The following is a 22,994-nucleotide window of genomic DNA, read 5'->3' as shown; positions in this document are numbered from 1 at the left end:
ACGGCGCCTCCTACGCGCCGACCGTCCTCGCCGAGGTCCCGGCCGATGTGACGATCGCCTGCGAGGAGGTCTTCGGCCCGGTCCTCACCGTGCAGAAGGTCGACGGCGAGGCCGAGGCGTTCGCCACGGTCAACAGCTCCAAGTTCGGCCTCCAGGCGGGCATCTTCACGCACGACCTGCAGACCGCCTTCCGCGCCCACCGCGCCCTTGAGGTCGGCGGCGTCGTCATCGGCGACGTCCCCTCCTACCGCGCCGACCAGATGCCGTACGGCGGCGTCAAGCAGTCCGGTGTGGGCCGCGAGGGCGTGAAGTTCGCGATGGACGACTACACCTACGAGCGGGTCCTGGTCCTGACGGGCATCGCCCTCTGACCGACCCCCCAAGGCCAACGGCCCGAGCTCACTGTGCGGGAGCTCGGGCCGTTGTCGTACCCGCCCTCACCCCGAGAAGCCGAGGTGCGCGAGCCGTAGCGGGCCGCGCAGGGTGAGGCGCACGTCCTGGACGCTCTGGGCCACGCATCCCGCGGTGAGGCGTGTGTAGACGTACGGATCGCTGCCGTTCGCCTCGACCGCCGCCAGCACCGGTCCGCCCTCCAGCGAGACCTCCAGCCGGCCCTCGCCCGCGACCTGAGCCGTCAGCCGCCGCACCCCCGCCCCGAAGTCGCAGGCCCGAAAGAGCAGTTCGGCCGTCCTGCCCGGCGCCGGTGTCACCGCGTCGCCGCAGACCTTCGTCCGGTCCACGATCTCCGCGCCGCTCTGCTCGTCGAAGCCGGCCGCCTCCAGGCCCCGTTCACGCACCGGACGCGGTGCCGCCGGCTCGCCGTCCAGCACCACCGTCGTCCGCAGCCGCACGTCCTCGCTGGAGGCGCCGACCAGCAGGTCGTACGGTCCCGGCTCGCGGCGCCACCGGCTGTGCGCCACGTCCCAGAACGCGAAGTCCGACAGCGGGACGTCGAAGCACACCTCCGCCGTCTCGCCCGGCGCCAGGGTGATCCTGCGGTGCGCCAGCAGCTCCCGGCGCGGCCTCGGCACCGACGGCTGCACGGCCCGGGTGTACAGCTGGGCCACCTCGTCCGCGGCGAGCGCCGAGGTGTTGGACACCGTGCAGGACACCCGCAGCGTGCCGTCCGCGACCGACGTCCGCAGGTCCGCGTAGGCGAACGTGGCGTACGACAGCCCGTGCCCGAAGGGGAACAGGGGCGTGCCCTCGAAGTACAGGTAGGTCTGGCGGGAGCCGATCACGTCGTAGTCCAGCAGGCCGGGCAGGTCGGCGTCGTCGGCGTACCAGGTCTGCGGGAGCCGGCCCGCGGGGGAGACGTCACCAGCCAGGACGCGGGCCAGCGCGGTACCGGCCGCCTGGCCGCCGTGAGCCGTCCACAGCACCGCCGGCACCCGCTCGGCGTCCACCGCGTACGGGTAGGACGACACCAGCGCCAGCACCGTGCGCGGGTTGGCCTCCAGGGCCGCGCGCAGCAGCAGTTCCTGGTGCGCCGGCAGCCGCAGCGTGCTGCGGTCCTCCGTCTCCCGGCCGTTGATGTGCGGGTCGTTGCCCGCGACCAGCACCACCACGTCGGCCCTGGCCGCGGCTCGCGCCACCGCGTCCTCGCCGCGCTCGGTGACGACCACCTCGAAGACCTCGGGATCGTCCTCGGCAACCTTCACGCCGTCGGCGGCGACCGTGACATGGCGGCCCGTGCCCAGGTGCCTCAGGAGGTGACCGCTGCCGTGGGGTTCCAGCCGGAACGTCTCCTGCACGACCCAGCCGCCGGGCTGGTCGGCGGAGGCGCGCACGAAGCCGTCCTCGGCGACGGACACATAGCGGCCGTCGGACGCGCGCAGGGTGAGGACGCCCTCGCCCCAGTCCACCAGGGCGAGTTCGCTGCCCTCGGCGGAGGTGGTCAGCGGCGGCAGGTCGGTGCGCCCGGCGAGCAGCGCCGGGTCCAGCGCGCCCTCGGCGCCGCGTGCCGGATCGGGGGAGTCGTCGGCCGGCGGCACGCGCAGGTACGTCCCGGCGCGGGTCTTCAGCCGCACCCGGTCCACGCCCTCCGCGAACTCCACCCGGTCCGCGCCGAACCGCTCGTACAGCCCGTCCAGCGGGGTGGAGCGGTGGATGAGCGTGCCGCTGTACCAGTCGAGCTTGCACTCGTCGGCGAGCAGCCCGGCCACCGCGATCCGGGTGCCGGCGGCCAGCGGCAGCACCCCGTCGTTGCGCAGCAGCACGATGGCCTGCTCGGCCGCCTCCCGCGCCAGTTCCCGGTGTTCCGGTGCGTCGAAGGCGCCCGCGTCCTCGTACCCGTCGAACTCGCCGAGCCGGAAGCGGACCGAGAGCTGGCGGCGCACCGCCGTGTCGATGTCGGCCTCCGTCAGCAGCCCCTGCGCGTACGCCTTGTGCACTCGCTCGACGATCCGGCCCGAGTCCGTGCCGTGGTCGGTGAAGCTGTCGACGCCCGCCTTCAGCGCGGCGGCCGTCGCCTCCTCGTGGGTGGCGAAGTAGTGCTCGGAGTCCACCAGGTTGGAGGGTGCCCCCGCGTCGGAGCAGACCAGCAGCTCCTCCTCGGTCCACCGGCGCAGATGCTCCCGCAGATACGGGGAGACGTGGTTGGGGCGGCCGTTTACCAGGTTGTACGCCGGCATCACACCGGCCACCGCGCCCGCCTCCACCGTCTCGCGGAAGGCGCGCAGGTCGTACTCGTGCAGCACCCGCGGCCGCACCGAGCTGGACGTGGTGTCCCGGCGTGTCTCGTTGTTGTGCGCGAGCCAGTGCTTGAGGACGGGCGCGGTGCGCCAGTACACCGGGTGGTCGCCGCGCAGGCCGTGGGTGTAGGCGGTGGCGATGGCCGAGGTGAGCTTCGGGTCCTCCGAGTAGCCCTCCTCGTTGCGCCCCCACAGCGGGTGGCGCAGCAGGTTGACGGTGGGGGACCAGACGTTGAGGCCGACGCGTTCGTCGCCGGCGCCCATCGCCCGGACCTCCTTCGACACCGCCTCGCCCACCCGGCGCACCAGCTCCGGGTTCCAGGTCGCGCCGAGGCCGACGGCCTGCGGGAACACCGTCGCCGGGCCCATCCAGGCCACGCCGTGCAGCGCCTCCTGCCCGGTGCGGAACGGGGCGATGCCGAGCCGCTCGACGGCGGGCGCGAACTGGTGCAGGAAGGAGATCTTCTCGTCCAGGGTGAGGCGCCCCAGCAGATCGTCGACGCGCTTCGCAGGCGGCAGCTGCGGATCGCGGAACGGCAGGGCGGGAGCGTTCTGTGCGGTCACGTGAAGGTCCCCTTTCGAAGCGCTTCGATGCTCAGCCGCCGAGCGGCCGGGTGTCAAGAGACCGCAACTCGACTCTTGTGCACCCTCACCCCTTCACTTAACCTCGCAGCAACATCGAAGCGCTTCGACTCGCTGAAGTCCCGCTTCTGCTCAGCCAGTTCCACCGAAGACACCGCAGCCGACGGCCACCGCCGGGTGTCCTGGCGTGCCATGAAGGCATGAAGGGTTGACGCAATGACGCCGAACGCCGCTTCCGCTCCCTCCGGGCCCAGCCGGAGAAGCTTCCTCGCCTCCACCGCGGCAGCCACCGCGGCGGTGGCCGCAGGGGTGCCGCTGCTCGCCGCCTGCGGCGGCTCGGACAGCGGATCGCGCGACGGCACCACATCGGGCGGCGACGCCCGCAAGATCCTCCCGGCGTATGTGGCGAACAACGTGGTGGCCCCGGACATCCCCGCGAAGAACGGCTCCGCGATCGGCTTCACCGGCAAGCTCGACCTGGCCGGCCTGAAGACCTCCGTCCCGAGCAAGCTCGGCAAGGGCGGCAAGGTGACCATCATGTCGCCGTTCTGGGGCTCCCCGCCCAAGGGCGACAACGCCTACTACCGGGCGATGAACGACCTGATCGGCGTCGACGTCCGGTGGCAGAACCACGACGGCAACACCTACGAGCAGAAACTCGGCGCGGTCCTCGCCTCCAGCGACATCCCCGACGTGGTGGTCGTCCCCGGCTGGAACATGAACGGCAAGATCCCGAGCGCCCTCATCGGCAAGTTCGCCGACCTCGGCCCCTATCTGTCGGGCGACGAGGTCAAGGAGTACCCGAACCTCGCCGCCATCCCCACCGACGCCTGGCAGCGCTCGATCTTCGGCGGCGCACTGCGCGGCCTGCCGCAGCCCGCCCCCTACGTCACCGGCATCGTGCCCCTGTACCGCAAGGACATCTTCGACAAGGAGGGGTACGAGATCCCGCGCTCGGCCGACGCGTTCATGGCCCTGGCCAAGGAGATCACCAACGCCAGGGCCAAGCGCTGGGCCTGCCTGGACATGAAGTGGACCGCCTTCCAGGCCTTCGGCGTGCTCTCCGGCAGCGAGAAGCCGCTCGGCTGGAACCTCGTCGACGGCAAGCTGATCAACCGCATCGAGACCCCCGAGTACCTGGAGGCGCTCGAATGGTCCCGCAAGCTCTTCGCCGCCGGGGTCGTCCACCCCGACTCCAGGTTCGGCAAGAACGCCCCCGACCCGGGGCCCAAGTTCGCCGCCGGCGAGTTCCTCATCTACCCCAACAACATCTCCCAGTGGTGGGGTCGCCAGGCCGAACAGGCCGCGCACAACCCCCAGTTCAAGATCTGGGGCATGGACGTCTTCGGCCACGACGGAGGCAATCCCACCCTGTGGGCCGAACAGCCCGCCGGCATCTTCGCCTTCGTCAGCAAGAAGGCCCCCGAGTCGGTCGTCCGTGACGTCCTCGCCGTCGCCAACGTGACCGCGGCGCCGTACGGGACCAAGGAGTACATGCTCACCAACTACGGCGTCGAGGGCACCCACTACACCGTCAAGGACGGCGTCCCGGTCAAGACCGACCAGGGCAACATCGACGTGATGAACGCCTACGTGATGGTCGCGAGCCCCGCCGCGACCATCGCCCACCCCGACTTCCCCGAGATCGCGCGCGGACAGGTCGAGTGGCAGCAGCGGATGGGCGCCTTCACCCGCAAGTCCTCCTTCCACGGCATGCAGATCACCGAGCCCGCCCGCTACACCAACCTCTCCAACGACTTCGAGCAGCTGGAGGACGACATCGTCCGCGGCCGCCGGAAGATCAGCGACATGCAGCAGGCCGTCTCCGACTGGAAGAGCAAGGGCGGCGACAGACTCCGCGACTGGTACAAGAAGCTCCTCGACGACAACGGCGCGGCCCACTGACCCGGACCCTTCAGGCAAGGAGAACGGCCGTGTCCCACAGCACGGTGTCCCGGACCCGGGCCGCAACCACCGAACAGCAGCCGGCCGCGAAGCCGCCGTCGCGCAAGGTGGGCCTGCGCGCCCGCCTGCGCCGCGACCGTCTGCTGCTCCTGATGACGCTCCCGGCCCTGGTGCTGGTCCTGCTCTTCAACTACATACCGATCCTCGGCAACGTCGTCGCCTTCCAGGACTACGACCCCTACGTCAGCGACAACGGCGTCGTCTCGATCCTGAACAGCCCCTTCGTCGGCCTTGAGAACTTCCGGCGGATCTTCGCCGACTCCGCCTTCTGGGACGCGATGACCAACACGCTGGTGCTGTTCGTGCTCCAGCTCGCCCTGTACTTCCCGGTGCCCATCCTGCTCGCGCTGCTCATCAACAGCGTGGTCCGGCCCCGGGTGCGGGCCGTCGCGCAGGCAGTGCTGTACCTGCCGCACTTCTTCTCCTGGGTGCTGGTCATCGCCGTCTTCCAGCAACTGCTCGGCGGTGCCGGGCTGCTGTCGCAGCTGCTGCGGCAGCACGGCTACGACGGCCTCGACATCATGACCGACCCGGAGACCTTCAAGTTCCTGGTCACCGCGCAGAGCGTGTGGAAGGACGCCGGCTGGGGGATCATCGTCTTCCTCGCCGCGCTCGCCTCGGTCCCCACCGACCTGTACGAGGCCGCCGCGATGGACGGCGCGAACCGCTGGCGCCGCATGTGGCACGTCACGCTGCCCGCGCTGCGCCCGGTGATCGCCCTGCTGCTGGTGCTGCGCGTCGGCGACGCGCTGACCGTCGGCTTCGAGCAGATCCTGCTGCAACGCGACGCCGTCGGACCCGGCGCCGCGGAGGTGCTCGACACCTTCGTGTGGTGGAACGGCGTACGCAACCAGGACTTCGGCTACGCGGCCGCCGCCGGACTGGTCAAGGGCGTGGTCAGCATCAGCCTGGTCCTCACCGCGAACAAGGTGGCCCATCTCATGGGCGAGCAGGGGGTGTACAAGAAATGACCGCCGTTCTCGACAAGCCCGCCCGCAAGCGGAGTCCCTGGTCCGCCCCGCCCCGGCCGGCCTGGGAGGAGCCGCCGACCCGGGCCGGACTCGCCGGCAAGGGCCTGGTGCTCACCCTCGCCTGCCTGGCGATCCTCTTCCCGCTGTGGATCGTCGTCGTCACCAGCCTGTCCTCCCGCCAGACCATCGACGAGGCCGGCGGCCTGGTCCTGGTCCCCAAGGGCGTCACCCTCGTCGCCTACCGGGAGCTGCTGGGCGGCGGCCAGGTCACCCGGGCCGCGGTCATCAGCGTCCTGGTCACCGTCGTCGGCACGCTGTTCTCCATGACGGTGTCCGTGCTGTGCGCCTACGGCCTCTCCCGCAGCGGCTCGCTCGGCCACCGCTGGATCCTGATGACGCTCATGGCGACGATGTTCTTCAGCGCCGGCCTCATCCCGACCTACCTGCTGGTGCAGACCCTCGGCCTCACCGACAGCTATCTCGCGCTGATCCTGCCCAGCGCCGTCAGCGTGTTCAACATCCTCGTCCTGCGCGGCTTCTTCATGGGCATCTCGCCCGAGCTGATCGACAGCGCACGCATCGACGGGGCGGGCGACTTCCGCATCCTGTGGCGGATCGTCATGCCGCTGTCGAGGGCCGTCCTCGCCGTGATCACGCTGTTCTACGCCGTCGGGTACTGGAGCGCCTGGTTCAACGCCTCGCTGTACCTCAACGACCAGGACATGATGCCGCTGCAGAACGTCATGATCCAGCTGGTGCAGAAGCAGGAGGCGCCCGTCGGCCTGGGGCAGGCCATCAAGACCGGCGAGCTGTCCGGGCTCGCCGTGCAGATGGCCGTCATGGTGATGGCGCTGCTGCCGGTGGCCGTGCTGTCGCCGTTCGTGCAGAAGCACTTCAAGAAGGGGATGCTGACCGGGGCGGTCAAGGGATGAGCACCGGCCGCCCCGCACTCGCCGACGCCACCCGTGGCCGCGTCCTCTTCGGCGGCGACTACAACCCCGAGCAGTGGCCGGAGGAGGTCTGGCAGGAGGACGTCCGGCTGATGCGCGAGGCCGGCGTCAACTCCGTCACCGTCGGCGTCTTCTCCTGGTCCCGGCTCGAACCGCAGCCCGGCGAGCGGGACTTCGGCTGGCTCGACCGCCTCATGGACCTGCTGCACGACCACGAAATCGGCGTCGTCCTCGCCACCCCCACCGCCTCGCCCCCGCCCTGGATGGGCCGCCTGCACCCGGACACCCTGCCCCGGGACGCCGACGGCCACGTGGAGCGGTGGGGCGGCCGCCAGCACTTCTCCCACTCCAGTGCCACCTACCGCCGCTACGCCGCCGCCATCACCGAGGACCTCGCCGCCCGCTACGGCGGCCACCCCGCCCTCACGCTGTGGCACATCAACAACGAGTACTGCACCTACGACCACGGCGACGAGGCCGCAGCCGCCTTCCGCCGCTGGCTGCGCGAGCGGTACGGCACCCTCGACTCCCTCAACGAGGCCTGGGGCACCGCCTTCTGGAGCCAGCGCTACGACACCTGGGACGGCATCCTGCCCCCGCGCCGCACCCACTACCTGAAGAACCCCGCCCAGGTGCTCGACTTCCGCCGCTTCACCTCCGACATGCTGCTGGAGTGCTTCACCGCCGAGCGCGACATCGTCGCCCGGCACACCCCGCACATCCCGGTCACCACCAACTTCATGCCGTTGTGGACCGGGCAGGACGCCTGGCGCTGGGCCGAGGAGGAGGACGTCGTCTCCGTCGACCTCTACCCCGACCCGCGCGACCCCCTCGCCCGCCACCACGGCGCCCTGGTCCAGGACATGACCCGCTCCCAGGCACACGGGCCGTGGATGCTGATGGAGCAGGCGGCCGGAGCGGTCAACTGGCGCGGCGTCAACCACCCCAAACCCCGTGGGCTGAACCGCCTGTGGTCCCTGCAGGCGGTGGCCCGGGGCGCCGACGCCATCTGCTACTTCCAGTGGCGCCAGTCCCGGCAGGGCGCCGAGAAGTTCCACTCCGGGATGCTCGGCCACGCGGGGGAGGAGGGGCGTACGTTCCAGGAGGTCAAGCAGCTCGGCGCCGACCTGGCGCGGCTCGGCCCCCACGTCACGGGCACGGCCGTCACCGCCGAGGTCGCCGTCCTGCACGACTGGCACTCCTGGTGGGCCGGCGACCAGGAGGCCCGCCCGTCCACCCGCTTCGGCCTGCCGGACCTGCTGCACGCCTGGCACCGCGCCCTCACCGAGGCCCACCTCACCGCGGACTTCGCCCACCCCGAACACGACCTGTCCGCCTACCGGGCGGTGTTCGTCCCGCAGCTGTACCTGCTCACCGACGCGGCCGTCGACAACCTCCTGGCCTACGTCCATGGGGGCGGCCACCTGGTGTGCGGCTTCCACACCGGGGTCGCCGACGAGGACGACCGCATCCGCCCCGGGGGCATGGACGCCCGGCTGCGGGAGCTGTTCGGCATCCGCGTCCTGCACGAGTGGTGGCCGCTGGAGACGGGGGAGTCCGTGACCTGCGAGGGCTTCACCGGCACCCTGTGGTCGGAGGAGATCGAGCCCGCCGACCCCGACGAGGCGATCCCCTACCGGGGCGGCGAGCTGGACGGGCTGCCCGCCGTGCTGCGCCGGGGCCGCGCCTGGTACCTCTCCACGCTCCCCGAGCCCGACGCGCTGCGCTCCCTGCTGGCCCGCATCGCCGCCGAGGCCGGTGTCCGCCCGGCCCTGGACGGCCTGCCGGCCCACGTGGAAGCCGTACGCCGAGGCGAGCTGCTGTTCCTGCTGAACCACGGCCGCGATCCGGTCACCGTCACCGTCCCCGGTACGCACGCCGAACTGCTGACCGGGGCGGCCGTCACCGGCGCGATCACCCTGGAGCGCCACGGAGCGGCGGTGCTGCGGCCATGAGCGGGACGCCGGTGCACGGCACCTGGGAGCCCGAGCCCGCCGCCCGCTGGGAGGACGCCTTCCTCACCGGCAACGGCCACCACGGCGCCCTGGTCTTCGGCGACCCCGACGACGAACGGGTCGTCGTCACGCACCACACCCTGGTCCGCCCCAACGGCGCCGAGCACGCCCGCCCGCCCCGCCTCGCCGGCCGGCTCCCCGCGCTCCAGGACCGGCTGCTGGCCGGCGACACCAACGCCGCCGACGACTTCACCGACGGCCGGCCACCGCAATGGGTGCAGCCCTTCCACCCGGCCTTCCAGACACGGCTGCGCAGCCGGCCGGCCGAGCGGCGGGACTACCGCCGGTCCCTCGACTTCACCACCGGCGAGGCCACGGCACACTGCGCCGGCTGGGCCGGCCGTGTCTTCGTCTCCCGGGCCGACGACGTGATCGTCCAGCACATCACCTCCGCCGGCCGCACCCTGGACGTCGTCCTCGACCACCGTCTCCCGGGCGCCCCCACCACCCTGGCCGTCGGCCACGGCGCGCTCCTCACCCCCGAGGGCGCCGCCCTCAGCCTGCGCGCCCGGTACCCCGGCAGCGACCGCGCCTACACCGGCGTCTGCCTGCTCGCCGTCACCGGCGGCCGCACCACCCTCACCCCGCCCGGCGTCCGCATCGAGGGCGCCGACGCCCTGCTGCTGCTCACCCGGGTGCGGCGGCACACCGGCGAGTGGGACGTCACCGCCGAGACGCGGGCCCTGCGCGAGCTGCCGGCGTCGTACGAGACGCTGCTGGAGCGGCATCTCACCCGGCACCGCACCGCCTACACCCGCGTCACCCTGGACCTGCGCGCCGACCCGGCCGAGCGCGCCCTGCCCGGCTCGGCGCTGCTCACCCGTCCGCACAGCCCGGCCCTGCTGGAGCGCCTGTTCGCCGCCGGCCGCTACCACCTGCTGTCCGCCTCCGGACTCAACCCGCCCCGTCTGACCGGCCTGTGGACGGGCGACTGGGACACGGCGTGGTCCGGGGCGTTCACCAACGACGCCAACCTCAACCTCCAGACCGCCTCCGCGGTGTCCACCGACCTGCCCGAAGTCACCGAGTCGCTGGCCGCCCTGATCGACCGTCAGCTGCCGGACTGGCGGGAGAACGCCCGCGCGATCTTCGGCACCCGGGGCGCGGTCGCACCCGCGCACAGCGACGGCGAGTCGGGACGGTCGTACCACTTCAGCCGGGAGTACCCGCTGCACCTGTGGACGGCGGGGGCCGACTGGCTGCTCAAGCCGCTCGTCGACCACGACGAGACCCGTGGCGTGCGCGACCCGCGCACCGCCGCCGCGCTCGCCGAGGCCGCCCGCTTCCACCAGGAATTCCTCACCCGCACCGACGCCCACGGCCACCTGGTCGTCGTCCCCTCCTACTCGCCCGAGAACCGGCCCGCGAACGCGAGCTGGATCACGGTGAACGCCGCCATGGACCTCTCCGCCGCCCGGCACGCCCTGCGCACCGCCGCCGCCTACCACCCGGGCACCCCCGACGCCGACCGCTGGCGGGCCCTGGCCGACCGGCTGCCCCCGCACCGGGTCAACCAGGACGGGGCGCTCGCCGAGTGGGCCCGGCCGGGCCTGCGGGACCGCTACGACCACCGGCACCTCAGCCATCTGTACGGCGTCTGGCCGCTGGAGGAGATCAATCCGTACGACACCCCGGAGCTCGCCGAGGCCGCCCACCGCGCCCTCGCGCTGCGCGGCAGCGAGAACGACTCCGCGCACGGCCATCTCCACCAGGCCCTGATCGCGGCCCGGCTCCGGGACGCCGACGGCGTCACCCGCGCCCTGGACGCCGTGCTGGGCGGCGACTTCTTCCACGCCTCCCTGATGAGCGCGCACTACCCCCACCGCCACGTCTACAACGCCGACGCCGCCCACACCCTGCCCGCCGTCCTCGTCGAGTCGCTGGCGCAGTCCACGCCCGACCGGCTGGTGCTGCTCCCGGCGGTCCCGGCCGCCTGCCCCGCGGGTGAACTGCGCGGACTGCGCACCCGCTTCGGCGCGCGGCTCGACCTGACCTGGTCACCCGACGGCGCCCGCGCCGTGCTGCACCCCACGCGGACCGTGCGGGTCGAGCTCAGGACTTCCTCCGGCGCCGAGCCCCTGGACCTCGTCGCCGGAGAAGACCGCGTCCTCACCCTGGGGACGCGGTGATCCGGTACCTCCCCCCACCCATGGAAGGGACACCATGGCCACACGCACCAGGATCACCCTGGCCGTCCTCGCCCCGGCGCTGGCCCTCGGCGCCACCGTCGGCCTGGCCGCCGCCCCCGCCTCGGCCGCCGTCTGGAACACCTGCGACCAGTGGGGCAACACGACGCTGAACGGCTACACCCTCTACAACAACATCTGGGGCTCCGGCGCCGGCAGCCAGTGCGTCTGGGCCAACTCCGGCACCAACTGGGGCGTCTGGGCGAACCACCCGAACACCGGCGGCATCAAGTCCTACCCGAACGCCAAGAAGGTGATCGACAAGCCGATCACCTCGCTGTCCTCGCTGACCAGCAGCTACAACGTCACCGTGCCGGCCTCCGGCGCCTACAACACGTCGTACGACATCTGGGACACCGACCACGACTACGAGATCATGCTCTGGGTCAACAGGACCGGAGCCGTCGGTCCCCTCGGCACCTCGCAGGGCAACGTCACGCTCGGCGGCCACACCTGGAGCGTCTACAAGGGGAACAACGGCGCCAACGCGGTGTTCTCCTTCGTGCGCACCGCCAACTCGGCCTCCGGCACGGTGAACATCCTGCCGATCCTGAAGTGGATCAAGGACACCAAGGGCTGGTTCGGCGACGAGACGATCGGGGACGTCCAGTTCGGCTACGAGATCACCTCGTCCTCCGGCGGCCTGGACTTCGTCACCAACGACCTCACGGTGAGCGGCGGCTGAGCGAAGGGTGCGGCCGGTCCCTCCCCTACGGGACCGGCCGCACGGCTCAGGAAGGCGCCGGCCCCGAGCTGGCCCGGACCGTCAGCTCCGGTGCGATCAGCACGACGTCGTCGCTGCCGCGCCCGTCCAGCTTGGCGACCAGCTGCCGCACGGCGTCGCGCCCCATCTCCTGGGCGGGCACGGCGACGGACGTCAGCCGCACCGAACCCTGGGTGGCGACCTGCTCGGGGCAGATGGCGACCACCGACACGTCCTCCGGGACGGCACGGCCCTGCTGGCGCAGCAGGGCCAGCAGCGGCTCCACCGCCGACTCGTTCTGCACCACGAACCCGGTGGTGCCGGGCCGCTCGTCGAAGATCCGGGCGAGCGTGGCCGCCACGGCGTCGTACCCGCCCTCGCACGGCCGGTGCAGCACCCGCAGGCCGAGCTCGCGGGCGCGGGAGCGCAGCCCGTCCAGGGTGCGTTCGGCGAAGCCGGTGTGCCGTTCGTAGACGGCCGGGGCCTCGCCGATGACGGCGACGTCGCGGTGGCCGAGCGACGCCAGGTGCTCAAGGCACAGCGCGCCCGTCGCCTCCCAGTCCAGGTCGACGCAGGTCAGTCCGGTGGTGTCGGCGGGCAGTCCGATGAGCACGGCGGGCTGGCCGCTCTCCCGCAGCAGCGGCAGCCGCCCGTCCTCCAGCTCGACGTCCATCAGGATCATCGCGTCGGCGAGCCCGCTGCCGGTGACCCGGCGCACCGCGTCGGGACCCTCCTCGCCGGTGAGCAGCAGCACGTCGTAGCCGTGGGTGCGGGCGCTGGTGGCGACGGCGATGGCGATCTCCATCATCACCGGCACGTACATGTCGGTGCGCAGCGGGATCATCAGCGCGATGATGTTCGACCGGCTGCTGGCCAGGGCGCGCGCCCCGGCGTTGGGGTGGTAGCCCAGCTCCCGGATGCTGCGCTCGACCCGCTGCCGGGTGGTCGCGGAGATGGACCGCTTGCCGCTGAGGACATAGCTCACCGTGCTCGCCGACACTCCGGCGTGCTGGGCGACCTCGGCGAGGGTGACCATCCGGCTCTCCAAGCGGCGGGAAGCGCTTCGACAGCGCGTCGTACGGACAGGGCGGTGACGCTGAGCCGACAGTAGCTCCCAGGTCATCAGCCTGTCCATAAGCCGCAGGGTGGGGAGTCGAAGCGCTTCGACTCCGGACTGCCCCGGCCGTCCCCGCCCCACCCGCCCGTGCCGCGACAGTACTGGCATCGGCTGAACGGACGCGCGAGGACTGGTGGGGACGTCCGCTTTCGGGTACCAACGATCCAGTAGCACTGGTCGGTAACGAACGGTCCCCGAACATCCCTCTTCGCGGCGAGGTGACCCTCATGTCCGCCCCCACCACTCCCTCCTCCCCAGCCACCCCACCGCCCTCCCGGCCCGCCGTCAGCGAACGCGAGGCCCGCGAGGTGGCGGAGGCCGCCCGGGAACAGCACTGGCGCAAGCCCAGCTTCGCCAAGGAGCTCTTCCTCGGCCGCTTCCGGCTCGACCTCATCCACCCGCATCCGCTCCCCGCCGACGAAGCCGTCCAGCGCGGCGAGGCCTTCCTGGCCAAACTGCGCGACTTCGTCGAGACCCGGGTCGACGCCGCCCGCATCGAGCGCGACGCCCGCATCCCCGACGAGGTGATCAACGGCCTCAAGGAGCTCGGCGCCCTCGGCATGAAGATCGACCCCAAGTACGGCGGGCTCGGCCTCACCCAGGTGTACTACAACAAGGCCCTCGCCCTGGCCGGCTCGGCCAGCCCCGCGATCGGCGTGCTGCTGTCCGCGCACCAGTCGATCGGCGTACCCCAGCCGCTGAAGCTGTTCGGCACGCAGGAGCAGAAGGAGAAGTTCCTCCCGCGCTGCGCCCGCACCGACATCAGCGCCTTTCTGCTCACCGAGCCGGACGTCGGCTCCGACCCGGCCCGGCTCGCCACCAGCGCCGTACCCGACGGGGACGACTACGTCCTCGACGGGGTGAAGCTGTGGACCACCAACGGCGTGGTCGCCGACCTGCTCGTCGTCATGGCCCGGGTGCCGAGGAGCGAGGGCCACAAGGGCGGCATCACCGCCTTCGTCGTGGAGGCCGACTCGCCCGGCATCACCGTGGAGAACCGCAACTCCTTCATGGGCCTGCGCGGCATCGAGAACGGCGTTACCCGCTTCCACCGGGTGCGCGTCCCCGCCGCCCACCGCATCGGCGAGGAGGGCCAGGGCCTGAAGATCGCCCTGACCACCCTCAACACCGGCCGGCTGTCCCTGCCCGCCTCCTGCGTCGCCGCCGGCAAGTGGTGCCTGAAGATCGCCCGCGAATGGTCGGCGGCCCGCGAGCAGTGGGGCAAGCCCGTCGCCCAGCACGAGGCGGTCGGCTCGAAGATCTCCTTCATCGCCGCCACCACCTTCGCCCTGGAGGCCGTCACCGACCTCGCCTCCCAGATGGCCGACGAGGACCGCAACGACATCCGCATCGAAGGCGCGCTGGCCAAGCTGTACGCCTCCGAGATGGCCTGGAAGATGGCCGACGAGCTGGTCCAGATCCGCGGCGGCCGCGGCTTCGAGACCGCCGAGTCCCTCGCGGCCCGCGGCGAACGCGCCGTCCCCGCCGAGCAGCTGCTGCGCGACCTGCGCATCAACCGCATCTTCGAGGGCTCCACGGAGATCATGCACCTGCTGATCGCCCGCGAGGCCGTCGACGCCCACCTGTCGGTCGCCGGCGACCTCATCGACCCCGGCAAGTCCCTGTCCGACAAGGCCAAGGCCGGCGCGAACGCGGGCGTCTTCTACGCCAAGTGGCTTCCGAAACTGGTCGCCGGACCCGGACAGCTGCCCACGGCCTATGGCGAGTTCAAACGGGACGTGGACCTCTCCGGGCACCTGCGCTACGTCGAGCGCACCGCCCGCAAGCTGGCCCGCTCCACGTTCTACGGCATGTCCCGCTGGCAGGGCCGGATGGAGACCAAGCAGGGCTTCCTCGGCCGGATCGTCGACATCGGCGCCGAACTGTTCGCGATGAGCGCCGCCTGCGTACGCGCCGAGCTGCTGCGCGCCCAGGGCCGCAACGGCCGCGAGGCCTACCAGCTCGCCGACCTCTTCTGCCGCCAGTCCCGGCTGCGCGTCGAGGAGCTCTTCGGCCGGCTGTGGAACAACACCGACGACATGGACCGCAAGGTCGTCAAGGGCGTCCTCGCGGGCACCTACACCTGGCTGGAGGACGGCGTCATCGACGCCTCCGGCGACGGCCCCTGGATCGCCGACACGACCCCGGGCCCGAGCGAGAAGGAGAACGTGCACCGCCCGATCCGGTGACAAGACCCACAGGGTGTCCCCACGGCAGGGGACACCCTGTCCGTCACGGGCGTGCGGGCGGCCACAATGGAGCAATGAGTGACAGTCCCGCACCCCTCGCCGACCCGCACCTCGTCTACGACCCGGTGACCGCGGACGGCCCGAAGGACGTCGTGATCCTCGGCTCCACCGGCTCGATCGGCACCCAGGCCATCGACCTCGTGCTGCGCAACCCCGACCGGTTCCGGGTCACCGCCCTGTCCGCCAACGGCGGCCGCGTCGCCCTCCTCGCCGAGCAGGCCCACCGGCTGAAGGTGCGGACCGTCGCCGTGGCCCGCGAGGACGCCGTACCGCAGCTGCGCGAGGCCCTCACCGGGCACTACGGCACCGGCGAGCCGCTGCCCGAGATCCTCGCCGGCCCCGACGCGGCCACCCACCTCGCCGCGTCCGACTGTCACACCGTCCTCAACGGCATCACCGGCTCCATCGGCCTCGCGCCCACCCTCGCCGCCCTGGAGGCGGGCCGCACCCTCGCGCTCGCCAACAAGGAGTCGCTCATCGTGGGCGGCCCGCTGGTCAAGGCGCTCGCCAAGCCCGGCCAGATCATCCCCGTCGACTCCGAGCACGCCGCGCTCTTCCAGGCGCTCGCCGCCGGCACCCGCGCCGACGTGCGCAAACTCGTCGTCACCGCCTCCGGCGGCCCCTTCCGCGGCCGCACCAGGGCGGACCTGGAACAGGTCACCGTCGACGACGCCCTCGCCCACCCCACCTGGGCCATGGGCCCCGTCATCACGATCAACTCCGCGACCCTGGTCAACAAGGGCCTGGAGGTCATCGAGGCACACCTGCTGTACGACATTCCCTTCGACCGCATTGAGGTCGTCGTGCACCCGCAGTCGTATGTCCATTCGATGGTGGAGTTCACGGACGGATCGACGATCGCCCAGGCGACGCCCCCCGACATGCGCGGGCCGATCGCCATCGGGCTCGGCTGGCCCGAGCGCGTCCCCGACGCCGCGCCGGCCTTCGACTGGAGCAAGGCCTCCACGTGGGAGTTCTTCCCGCTCGACAACGACGCCTTCCCCTCCGTGAACCTCGCCCGCCACGTGGGTACGCTCGCGGGCACCGCCCCGGCGGTGTTCAATGCGGCCAACGAGGAGTGCGTGGACGCGTTCCTGCGCGGCGCACTGCCCTTCAACGGGATCATGGACACCGTCACCCGGGTGGTCGAGGAACACGGCACCCCGGTCACGGGAACTTCACTCACCGTGCCGGACGTCCTCGAAGCGGAGACCTGGGCGAGGGCCCGGGCCAGGGAACTGACAGCGAAGACGGCGGAGGCCCGTGCATGACGACCCTGATGATGATCCTCGGCATAGTGGTCTTCGCGGTCGGCCTGCTGGTCTCGATCGCCTGGCACGAGCTGGGGCATCTCTCCACGGCCAAGCTGTTCGGCATCCGGGTGCCGCAGTACATGGTGGGCTTCGGCCCGACCATCTGGTCGCGGAAGAAGGGCGAGACCGAGTACGGCGTCAAGGCCGTCCCGTTCGGCGGCTACATCCGCATGATCGGCATGTTCCCGCCCGGCGACGACGGGAAGATCACCGCCCGTTCCACCTCCCCGTGGCGCGGCATGATCGAGGACGCCCGCTCGGCGGCCTACGAGGAACTCCAGCCCGGTGACGAGACACGGCTGTTCTACACGCGCAAGCCGTGGAAGCGGGTCATCGTGATGTTCGCGGGCCCCTTCATGAACCTGATCCTCGCCGTCGCCCTGTTCCTCGTCGTCCTGATGGGCTTCGGCATCCAGCAGCAGACCACCACCGTCTCCTCCGTCTCGCCCTGTGTGATCTCGCAGAGCGAGAACCGCGACACGTGCAAGAAGACGGACCCCGCCTCCCCGGCGGCGGCCGCCGGAATGAAGGCCGGCGACAAGATCGTCGCCTTCGACGGCCGGCGCACCGACGACTGGAACACCCTGTCCGACCTCATCCGGGACAGCGCCGGCCGGACCGTGCCGATCACCGTCGACCGCAAGGGCCAGGAAGTGACCCTGCACGCGAAGATCGCCACCAACATGGTCGCCAAGAAGGACTCCTCCGGTGCCTACGTCCAGGGCGAGTACGTCAAGGCCGGCTTCCTCGGCTTCAGCGCCGCCACCGGCGTCGTCAAGCAGGACTTCGGCGAGTCCCTGACCTGGATGGGCGACCGGGTCGGCGACGCGGTCGACTCCCTCGCCGCACTGCCGGCCAAGATCCCCGCCCTGTGGGACGCCGCCTTCCACGGCGCCCCCCGCGCCCCCGACTCGCCCATGGGCGTGGTCGGCGCGGCCCGCGTCGGCGGTGAGATCTTCACCCTGGACATCCCGCCCACCCAGCAGCTCGGCATGGCCCTGATGCTGGTCGCCGGCTTCAACCTCTCCCTGTTCCTGTTCAACATGCTCCCGCTGCTCCCGCTCGACGGCGGGCACATCGCGGGCGCCCTGTGGGAGGCCCTGCGCCGCAACACCGCCAAGGTGCTGCGCCGCCCCGACCCCGGCCCGTTCGACGTGGCCAAGCTGATGCCGGTGGCCTACGTGGTGGCCGGGATCTTCATCTGCTTCACCATCCTCGTCCTCATCGCGGACGTGGTTAACCCGGTGAGAATCTCCTAGCCACCCGGGATTTCCGGCGGCCGGGCACCCACGGTGCCCGGCCGTTCTCCTTCGAGTGGGTTTGCGGGTGGGATGTGCCCGCTCGATCCCCCGTGCCGTAATCTCGAACCCTGGAATCCCGCCACCGACGGGACCGGGACCTTGATCCACGACTTGGGGTTGCACAGCAGATGACTGCGATTTCACTCGGCATGCCGTCCGTACCGACCAAGCTCGCCGAGCGCCGGAAGAGCCGGCAGATCCAGGTCGGAACCGTGGCGGTCGGCGGGGACGCCCCCGTCTCCGTGCAGTCGATGACCACGACCCGCACGTCCGACATCGGCGCCACCCTCCAGCAGATCGCCGAGCTGACGGCATCCGGCTGCCAGATCGTCCGCGTCGCCTGCCCCACCCAGGACGACGCCGACGCGCTCGCCACCATCGCCCGCAAGTCCCAGATCCCGGTCATCGCGGACATCCACTTCCAGCCCAAGTACGTCTTCGCCGCGATCGAGGCCGGCTGCGCCGCCGTCCGCGTCAACCCCGGCAACATCAAGCAGTTCGACGACAAGGTCAAGGAGATCGCCAAGGCCGCCAAGGACCACGGCACCCCGATCCGCATCGGGGTCAACGCCGGCTCCCTGGACCGGCGCCTGCTGCAGAAGTACGGCAAGGCGACCCCCGAGGCCCTGGTCGAATCGGCCCTGTGGGAGGCCTCCCTCTTCGAGGAGCACGACTTCCGCGACATCAAGATCTCGGTCAAGCACAACGACCCGGTCGTGATGATCGAGGCCTACCGCCAGCTCGCCGAGCAGTGCGACTACCCCCTCCACCTCGGCGTCACCGAGGCCGGCCCCGCCTTCCAGGGCACCATCAAGTCCGCCGTCGCCTTCGGCGCCCTGCTCTCCCAGGGCATCGGCGACACCATCCGCGTCTCCCTCTCGGCCCCGCCCGCCGAGGAGGTCAAGGTCGGCCTGCAGATCCTGCAGTCCCTGGGCCTGCGCCAGCGCGGCCTGGAGATCGTCTCCTGCCCGTCCTGCGGCCGCGCCCAGGTCGACGTCTACAAGCTCGCCGAGGAGGTCACCGCCGGCCTCACCGGCATGGACGTCCCGCTGCGCGTCGCCGTCATGGGCTGCGTCGTCAACGGCCCCGGCGAGGCCCGCGAGGCCGACCTCGGCGTCGCCTCCGGCAACGGCAAGGGCCAGATCTTCGTCAAGGGCGAGGTCATCAAGACGGTCCCCGAGTCCAAGATCGTCGAGACCCTGATCGAAGAGGCGATGAAGCTCGCCGAGCAGATGGAGAAGGACGGCACCGCCTCCGGCGAACCGTCGGTGACGGTGGCGGGCTGAACCTCCTGATGCCGGGCAGGGTAACGCCGTAAGGGGGCGCGGGGCTGTATCGATGTGCGGCTCCGCCGCGCGGGCGCGACCAGCCACCGTCGACCCGTGCCCGCCAACGTTGCACAGCCCTCCGAGCTGGAAGGCGCCCGGTAAAGCAGCGCAGCTATAGTGCGGAGATCAGCGCACCGCACCCGTAGACCCCGACCGTGAGGCCCCGCCCGTGTTGACCCAGACCACCTCACGGGTCCTCGAACCGAGCGACCTGGACGCCGCGCTCGCCGTCCTGAACCGCGAGCCGGTCCACAACGCCTTCGTGACGTCCCGCGTCCAGGTCGCGGGTCTCGACCCATGGCGGCTCGGCGGCGAGATGTGGGGCTGGTACGAGGACGGCATGCTGACGTCCCTGTGCTACGCGGGCGCCAACCTGGTCCCCCTCTGCGCCACCCCGCGCGCCGTACGCGCCTTCGCCGACCGCGCCCGCCGGGCCGGCCGCCGCTGCTCCTCGATCGTCGGCCCCGCCGGCCCCACCGCGCAGCTGTGGCGGCTGCTGGAGCCGCACTGGGGCCCCGCCCGCGAGGTGCGCGCCCACCAGCCGCTGATGGTCACCGACCGCATGCCCGACACCGTCGCCCCGGACCCCTACGTCCGCCGCGTCCGCAAGGACGAGATGGAGACGATCATGCCGGCCTGCGTGGCGATGTTCACCGAGGAGGTCGGCGTCTCCCCCATGGCCGGCGACGGCGGCCTGCTCTACCAGGCCCGGGTCGCCGAACTCGTCGGCGCCGGCCGCTCCTTCGCCCGCCTCGACGACCAGGGCAAGGTGATGTTCAAGGCGGAGATCGGCGCCGCGACCCCCCAGGCCTGCCAGATCCAGGGCGTCTGGGTGGCCCCCGAGTACCGGGGCAAGGGTCTGGCCGCCCCCGGCATGGCGGCCGTACTGCGCTACGCCCTGGCCGACGTGGCCCCCGTGGTGAGCCTGTACGTCAACGACTTCAACACCCCGGCACGCCGCACCTACCGCCGGGTGGGGTTCCAGGAGGTCGGCGAGTTCATGAGCGTCCTGTTCTGAGCGACCTTCCGTGAACCACGCGGGTAGGCTCCCGGCATGGATGTCGAGATCGGCCCCCTGGACCTGTCCGCCCACGTCGACGAGGCACTGGCCGTGCAGGCCGTCGCCTTCGGGCTGGGCGCCGACGAGGTGGCCGTCCGCCGCCAGATCGTCATCCGGCACATGGCGTACCCGGGCGCCCGCGCCCTCGGTGCCACCGTCGAAGGCCGCCTCGCCGGGTTCGTCTACGGGATGCCCAACGACCGCACCCACTGGTGGTCCACCGTCGTCGAGCCCTACCTGCGCGCCCAGGGACACGAGGAGTGGCTCGACGACGCCTTCGTGATCACCGAGCTGCACGTCCACCCCGACCACCAGAACCGCGGCATCGGCCGCAGCCTGATCACGACGATCACCGACAGCGCCACCGAGCCCCGCTCGATCCTCTCCGCGATCGACACCGAGAGCCCCGCCCGCGCGCTGTACCGCTCCCTCGGCTACCGCGACCTGGCCCGCCAGGTCCACTTCCCCAGCGCCCCCAAGCCGTACGCCGTGATGGGCGCCCCCCTCCCGCTGCGCCGCCGGTAACGGATTTCCGGCCACGGCGGACGCCCGGCTAACCTCCTAGCCATCACCTACACATAGCGGGAGTAAGAGAGCCATGGCGAACGCACCGGTCCAGCGCATGTCCCAGTTGATGGCGAAGACGCTGCGCGACGACCCGGCGGACGCCGAGGTCCTCAGCCACAAGCTGCTCGTGCGCGCAGGCTACGTCCGCCGCACCGCCGCCGGCATCTGGACCTGGCTGCCGCTCGGCAAGAAGGTCCTCGCCAACGTCGAGCGGATCGTGCGCGAGGAGATGGACGCCATCGGCGCCCAGGAGGTCTCCCTGCCCGCCCTCCTGCCGCGCGAGCCGTACGAGGCGACCGGCCGCTGGGACGAGTACGGCGCCGAGCTGTTCCGCCTGCAGGACCGCAAGGGCGGCGACTACCTCCTCGGCCCCACCCACGAGGAGATCTTCACCCTGCTGGTGAAGGACCAGGCGTCCTCCTACAAGGACCTGCCCGTGATCCTCTACCAGATCCAGACGAAGTTCCGCGACGAGGCCCGCCCCCGCGCCGGCATCCTGCGCGGCCGCGAGTTCCTGATGAAGGACTCCTACTCCTTCGACACGGAGGACGAGGGCCTCGCCAAGTCCTACGCCCTGCACCGCGAGGCCTACCAGAAGATCTTCGCGCGCCTCGGCCTGGACTACCGCATCTGCGCCGCGACCGCCGGCGCGATGGGCGGCTCCAAGTCCGAGGAGTTCCTGGCCCCGGCCGAGGCCGGCGAGGACACCTTCGCCGACTGCCCGAACTGCGACTTCGCGGCCAACACCGAGGCGATCACCTACGACCTGAAGCCGGTCGACGCCACCGGCGTACCCGCCGCCGAGGACATCCCGACCCCCGCCACCCCCACCATCGAGACCCTGGCCGCCTCCCTCGGCGTCCCGGCCTCCGCCACGCTCAAGAACCTCCTGGTCAAGGTGGACGGCGAGATCGTCGCCGTCGGCGTGCCCGGCGACCGCGAGGTCGACATGGACAAGGTCGAGGCGCACTTCGCCCCCGCCACGGTCGAGATGGTCACCGAAGCCGACTTCGCGGCCCGCACCGACCTGGTCCGCGGCTACGTCGGCCCGCAGGGCCTGGACAAGGTGAAGTACATCGCCGACCCGCGCGTCGCCCCCGGCACCGCGTGGATCACCGGCGCCAACAAGGCCGACACGCACACCAAGAACGTCGTCGCCGGGCGCGACTTCGAGGTCGACGAGTACGTCGACGTCGTGGTCGTACAGGAGGGCGACCCCTGCCCCAAGTGCGGCACCGGCCTCAAGCTGGACCGCGCCATCGAGATCGGCCACATCTTCCAGCTGGGCCGCAAGTACGCCGACGCGCTCAAGCTGGACGTCCTCGGCCAGAACGGCAAGCCGGTCCGCGTCACCATGGGCTCCTACGGCGTCGGCGTCTCCCGCGCGGTCGCGGCCCTCGCCGAGCAGACCGCCGACGACAAGGGCCTGTGCTGGCCCAAGGAGGTCGCCCCGGCCGACGTCCACGTGGTCGCCGCCGGCAAGGCCCTGCAGACCGAGCTGGCCCTCGACGTCTCCGAGAAGCTGTCCGCGGCGGGCGTCCGCGTCCTCGTCGACGACCGCGCCGGCGTCTCTCCCGGCGTGAAGTTCACCGACGCGGAACTGATCGGCGTCCCGTGGATCCTGGTCGCGGGCCGCCGCGCGGCGGAGGGAGTCCTGGAACTGAAGAACCGCCGCACGGGCGAACGCGAGGAACTCCCGATGGCCGAAGCCATCACCCGCCTCACCTCCTCCTGACCCGGGTCTCCCATCACCCCCGGCACGGCGGCGGGCCGGGGGTGGGTGGCGCAGCCCGGCGCTACGGGGTGCCTCCCCCAAGCTCTTCGAGCAGGGGGGACCCCCAGCGCCCACCCGTGCCGCCCTGGGGGCACCTCCCAGGCCCTTAAGGCACTGGGGGAGGCACGACTGCCCGCAGCGGGGGCAGATGGACGTGCCCGGCCGCGACGGCGGGATAGCCGCCGGCGGCGGGGAGGGGGCGGGGTGGGGGGTGTCCGCC

General features: G+C 71.5%; 16 protein-coding genes. 14 read left to right on the top strand and 2 right to left on the bottom strand.

The annotated features are described in order from the left end of the window. Positions 1 to 371: aldehyde dehydrogenase family protein (locus C3489_RS35160; protein ID WP_146075391.1), on the top strand; the 371-nt coding region annotated here is incomplete at its 5' end. A 66-nt stretch (positions 372 to 437) separates the two neighbouring features. On the opposite strand, the gene C3489_RS35155 is transcribed toward C3489_RS35160, so the two are convergent. Further along, positions 438 to 3,257 (bottom strand): glycoside hydrolase family 3 C-terminal domain-containing protein, encoded by a 2,820-nt coding sequence (locus C3489_RS35155; protein ID WP_181139972.1) that lies wholly within the window; start codon positions 3,255 to 3,257, stop codon positions 438 to 440. A gap of 234 nt (positions 3,258 to 3,491) precedes the next feature. On the opposite strand from C3489_RS35155, the gene C3489_RS35150 reads away from it, so the two are divergent. The 6 genes from C3489_RS35150 to C3489_RS35125 are packed head-to-tail and all read left to right on the top strand — an operon-like array spanning position 3,492 to position 12,047. Continuing rightward, entirely contained in the window at positions 3,492 to 5,180 is a 1,689-nt protein-coding gene (locus tag C3489_RS35150) for an extracellular solute-binding protein (protein WP_103786195.1), read from the top strand. Positions 5,181 to 5,209: 29 nt separating this feature from the next. Then, positions 5,210 to 6,211, top strand: a complete 1,002-nt coding sequence (locus C3489_RS35145) for a sugar ABC transporter permease (RefSeq protein WP_103786194.1) — start codon at positions 5,210 to 5,212, stop codon at positions 6,209 to 6,211. Continuing rightward, a complete protein-coding gene (locus C3489_RS35140) occupies positions 6,208 to 7,143 on the top strand; it encodes a carbohydrate ABC transporter permease (RefSeq protein WP_103786193.1) in 936 nt (311 codons plus the stop codon). The genes C3489_RS35145 and C3489_RS35140 overlap by 4 nt, the downstream gene beginning before the upstream one ends. Then, positions 7,140 to 9,116, top strand: a complete 1,977-nt coding sequence (locus C3489_RS35135) for a beta-galactosidase (RefSeq protein WP_103786192.1) — start codon at positions 7,140 to 7,142, stop codon at positions 9,114 to 9,116. The genes C3489_RS35140 and C3489_RS35135 overlap by 4 nt, the downstream gene beginning before the upstream one ends. Further along, complete coding sequence (locus C3489_RS35130) at positions 9,113 to 11,305, top strand: glycoside hydrolase N-terminal domain-containing protein (protein ID WP_103786191.1); 2,193 nt, start codon at positions 9,113 to 9,115, stop codon at positions 11,303 to 11,305. Before C3489_RS35135 ends, C3489_RS35130 begins: the two co-directional genes overlap by 4 nt. A 34-nt stretch (positions 11,306 to 11,339) precedes the next feature. Further along, entirely contained in the window at positions 11,340 to 12,047 is a 708-nt protein-coding gene (locus C3489_RS35125; protein WP_103786190.1) for a hypothetical protein, read from the top strand. A 46-nt stretch (positions 12,048 to 12,093) separates the two neighbouring features. On the opposite strand, the gene C3489_RS35120 is transcribed toward C3489_RS35125, so the two are convergent. Then, a complete protein-coding gene (locus tag C3489_RS35120) occupies positions 12,094 to 13,101 on the bottom strand; it encodes a LacI family DNA-binding transcriptional regulator (RefSeq protein ID WP_103786189.1) in 1,008 nt (335 codons plus the stop codon). A gap of 308 nt (positions 13,102 to 13,409) precedes the next feature. Between C3489_RS35120 and C3489_RS35115 the strand changes: the two genes are divergently transcribed. From C3489_RS35115 to C3489_RS35085, 7 genes are all read left to right on the top strand, one after another. Then, the gene (locus C3489_RS35115) at positions 13,410 to 15,371 is read left to right on the top strand and encodes an acyl-CoA dehydrogenase family protein (RefSeq protein WP_103786188.1); all 1,962 of its coding nucleotides are present in this window, start codon (positions 13,410 to 13,412) and stop codon (positions 15,369 to 15,371) included. A gap of 74 nt (positions 15,372 to 15,445) precedes the next feature. Continuing rightward, on the top strand, positions 15,446 to 16,702 hold the full coding sequence (gene dxr, locus C3489_RS35110; protein ID WP_103786187.1) for a 1-deoxy-D-xylulose-5-phosphate reductoisomerase: 1,257 nt from the start codon (positions 15,446 to 15,448) through the stop codon (positions 16,700 to 16,702). Beyond that, positions 16,699 to 18,003: an RIP metalloprotease gene (locus C3489_RS35105; RefSeq protein ID WP_103786186.1), complete on the top strand. Its 1,305-nt coding sequence runs from the start codon at positions 16,699 to 16,701 to the stop codon at positions 18,001 to 18,003. The genes dxr and C3489_RS35105 overlap by 4 nt, the downstream gene beginning before the upstream one ends. A 170-nt stretch (positions 18,004 to 18,173) precedes the next feature. Then, positions 18,174 to 19,331 (top strand): flavodoxin-dependent (E)-4-hydroxy-3-methylbut-2-enyl-diphosphate synthase, encoded by a 1,158-nt coding sequence (ispG, locus tag C3489_RS35100; RefSeq protein WP_103786185.1) that lies wholly within the window; start codon positions 18,174 to 18,176, stop codon positions 19,329 to 19,331. Positions 19,332 to 19,542: 211 nt separating this feature from the next. After that, entirely contained in the window at positions 19,543 to 20,391 is an 849-nt protein-coding gene (locus tag C3489_RS35095; protein ID WP_103786184.1) for a GNAT family N-acetyltransferase, read from the top strand. A gap of 36 nt (positions 20,392 to 20,427) precedes the next feature. After that, positions 20,428 to 20,958 (top strand): GNAT family N-acetyltransferase, encoded by a 531-nt coding sequence (locus C3489_RS35090; protein WP_103786183.1) that lies wholly within the window; start codon positions 20,428 to 20,430, stop codon positions 20,956 to 20,958. Positions 20,959 to 21,031: 73 nt separating this feature from the next. Then, positions 21,032 to 22,735 carry a proline--tRNA ligase gene (locus C3489_RS35085; protein WP_103786182.1) on the top strand — a complete coding sequence of 568 codons (1,704 nt, stop codon included), beginning with the start codon at positions 21,032 to 21,034 and terminating at the stop codon, positions 22,733 to 22,735. The last annotated feature ends 259 nt before the right edge of the window (positions 22,736 to 22,994 follow it).

This window comes from Streptomyces sp. Ru71, assembly GCF_002920535.1.
In the GTDB taxonomy this organism is placed as follows: Bacteria; Actinomycetota; Actinomycetes; order Streptomycetales; family Streptomycetaceae; genus Streptomyces.
Note: the sequence above shows the minus strand (reverse complement) of the source record. Positions and strands in the feature narration are given on the sequence as shown.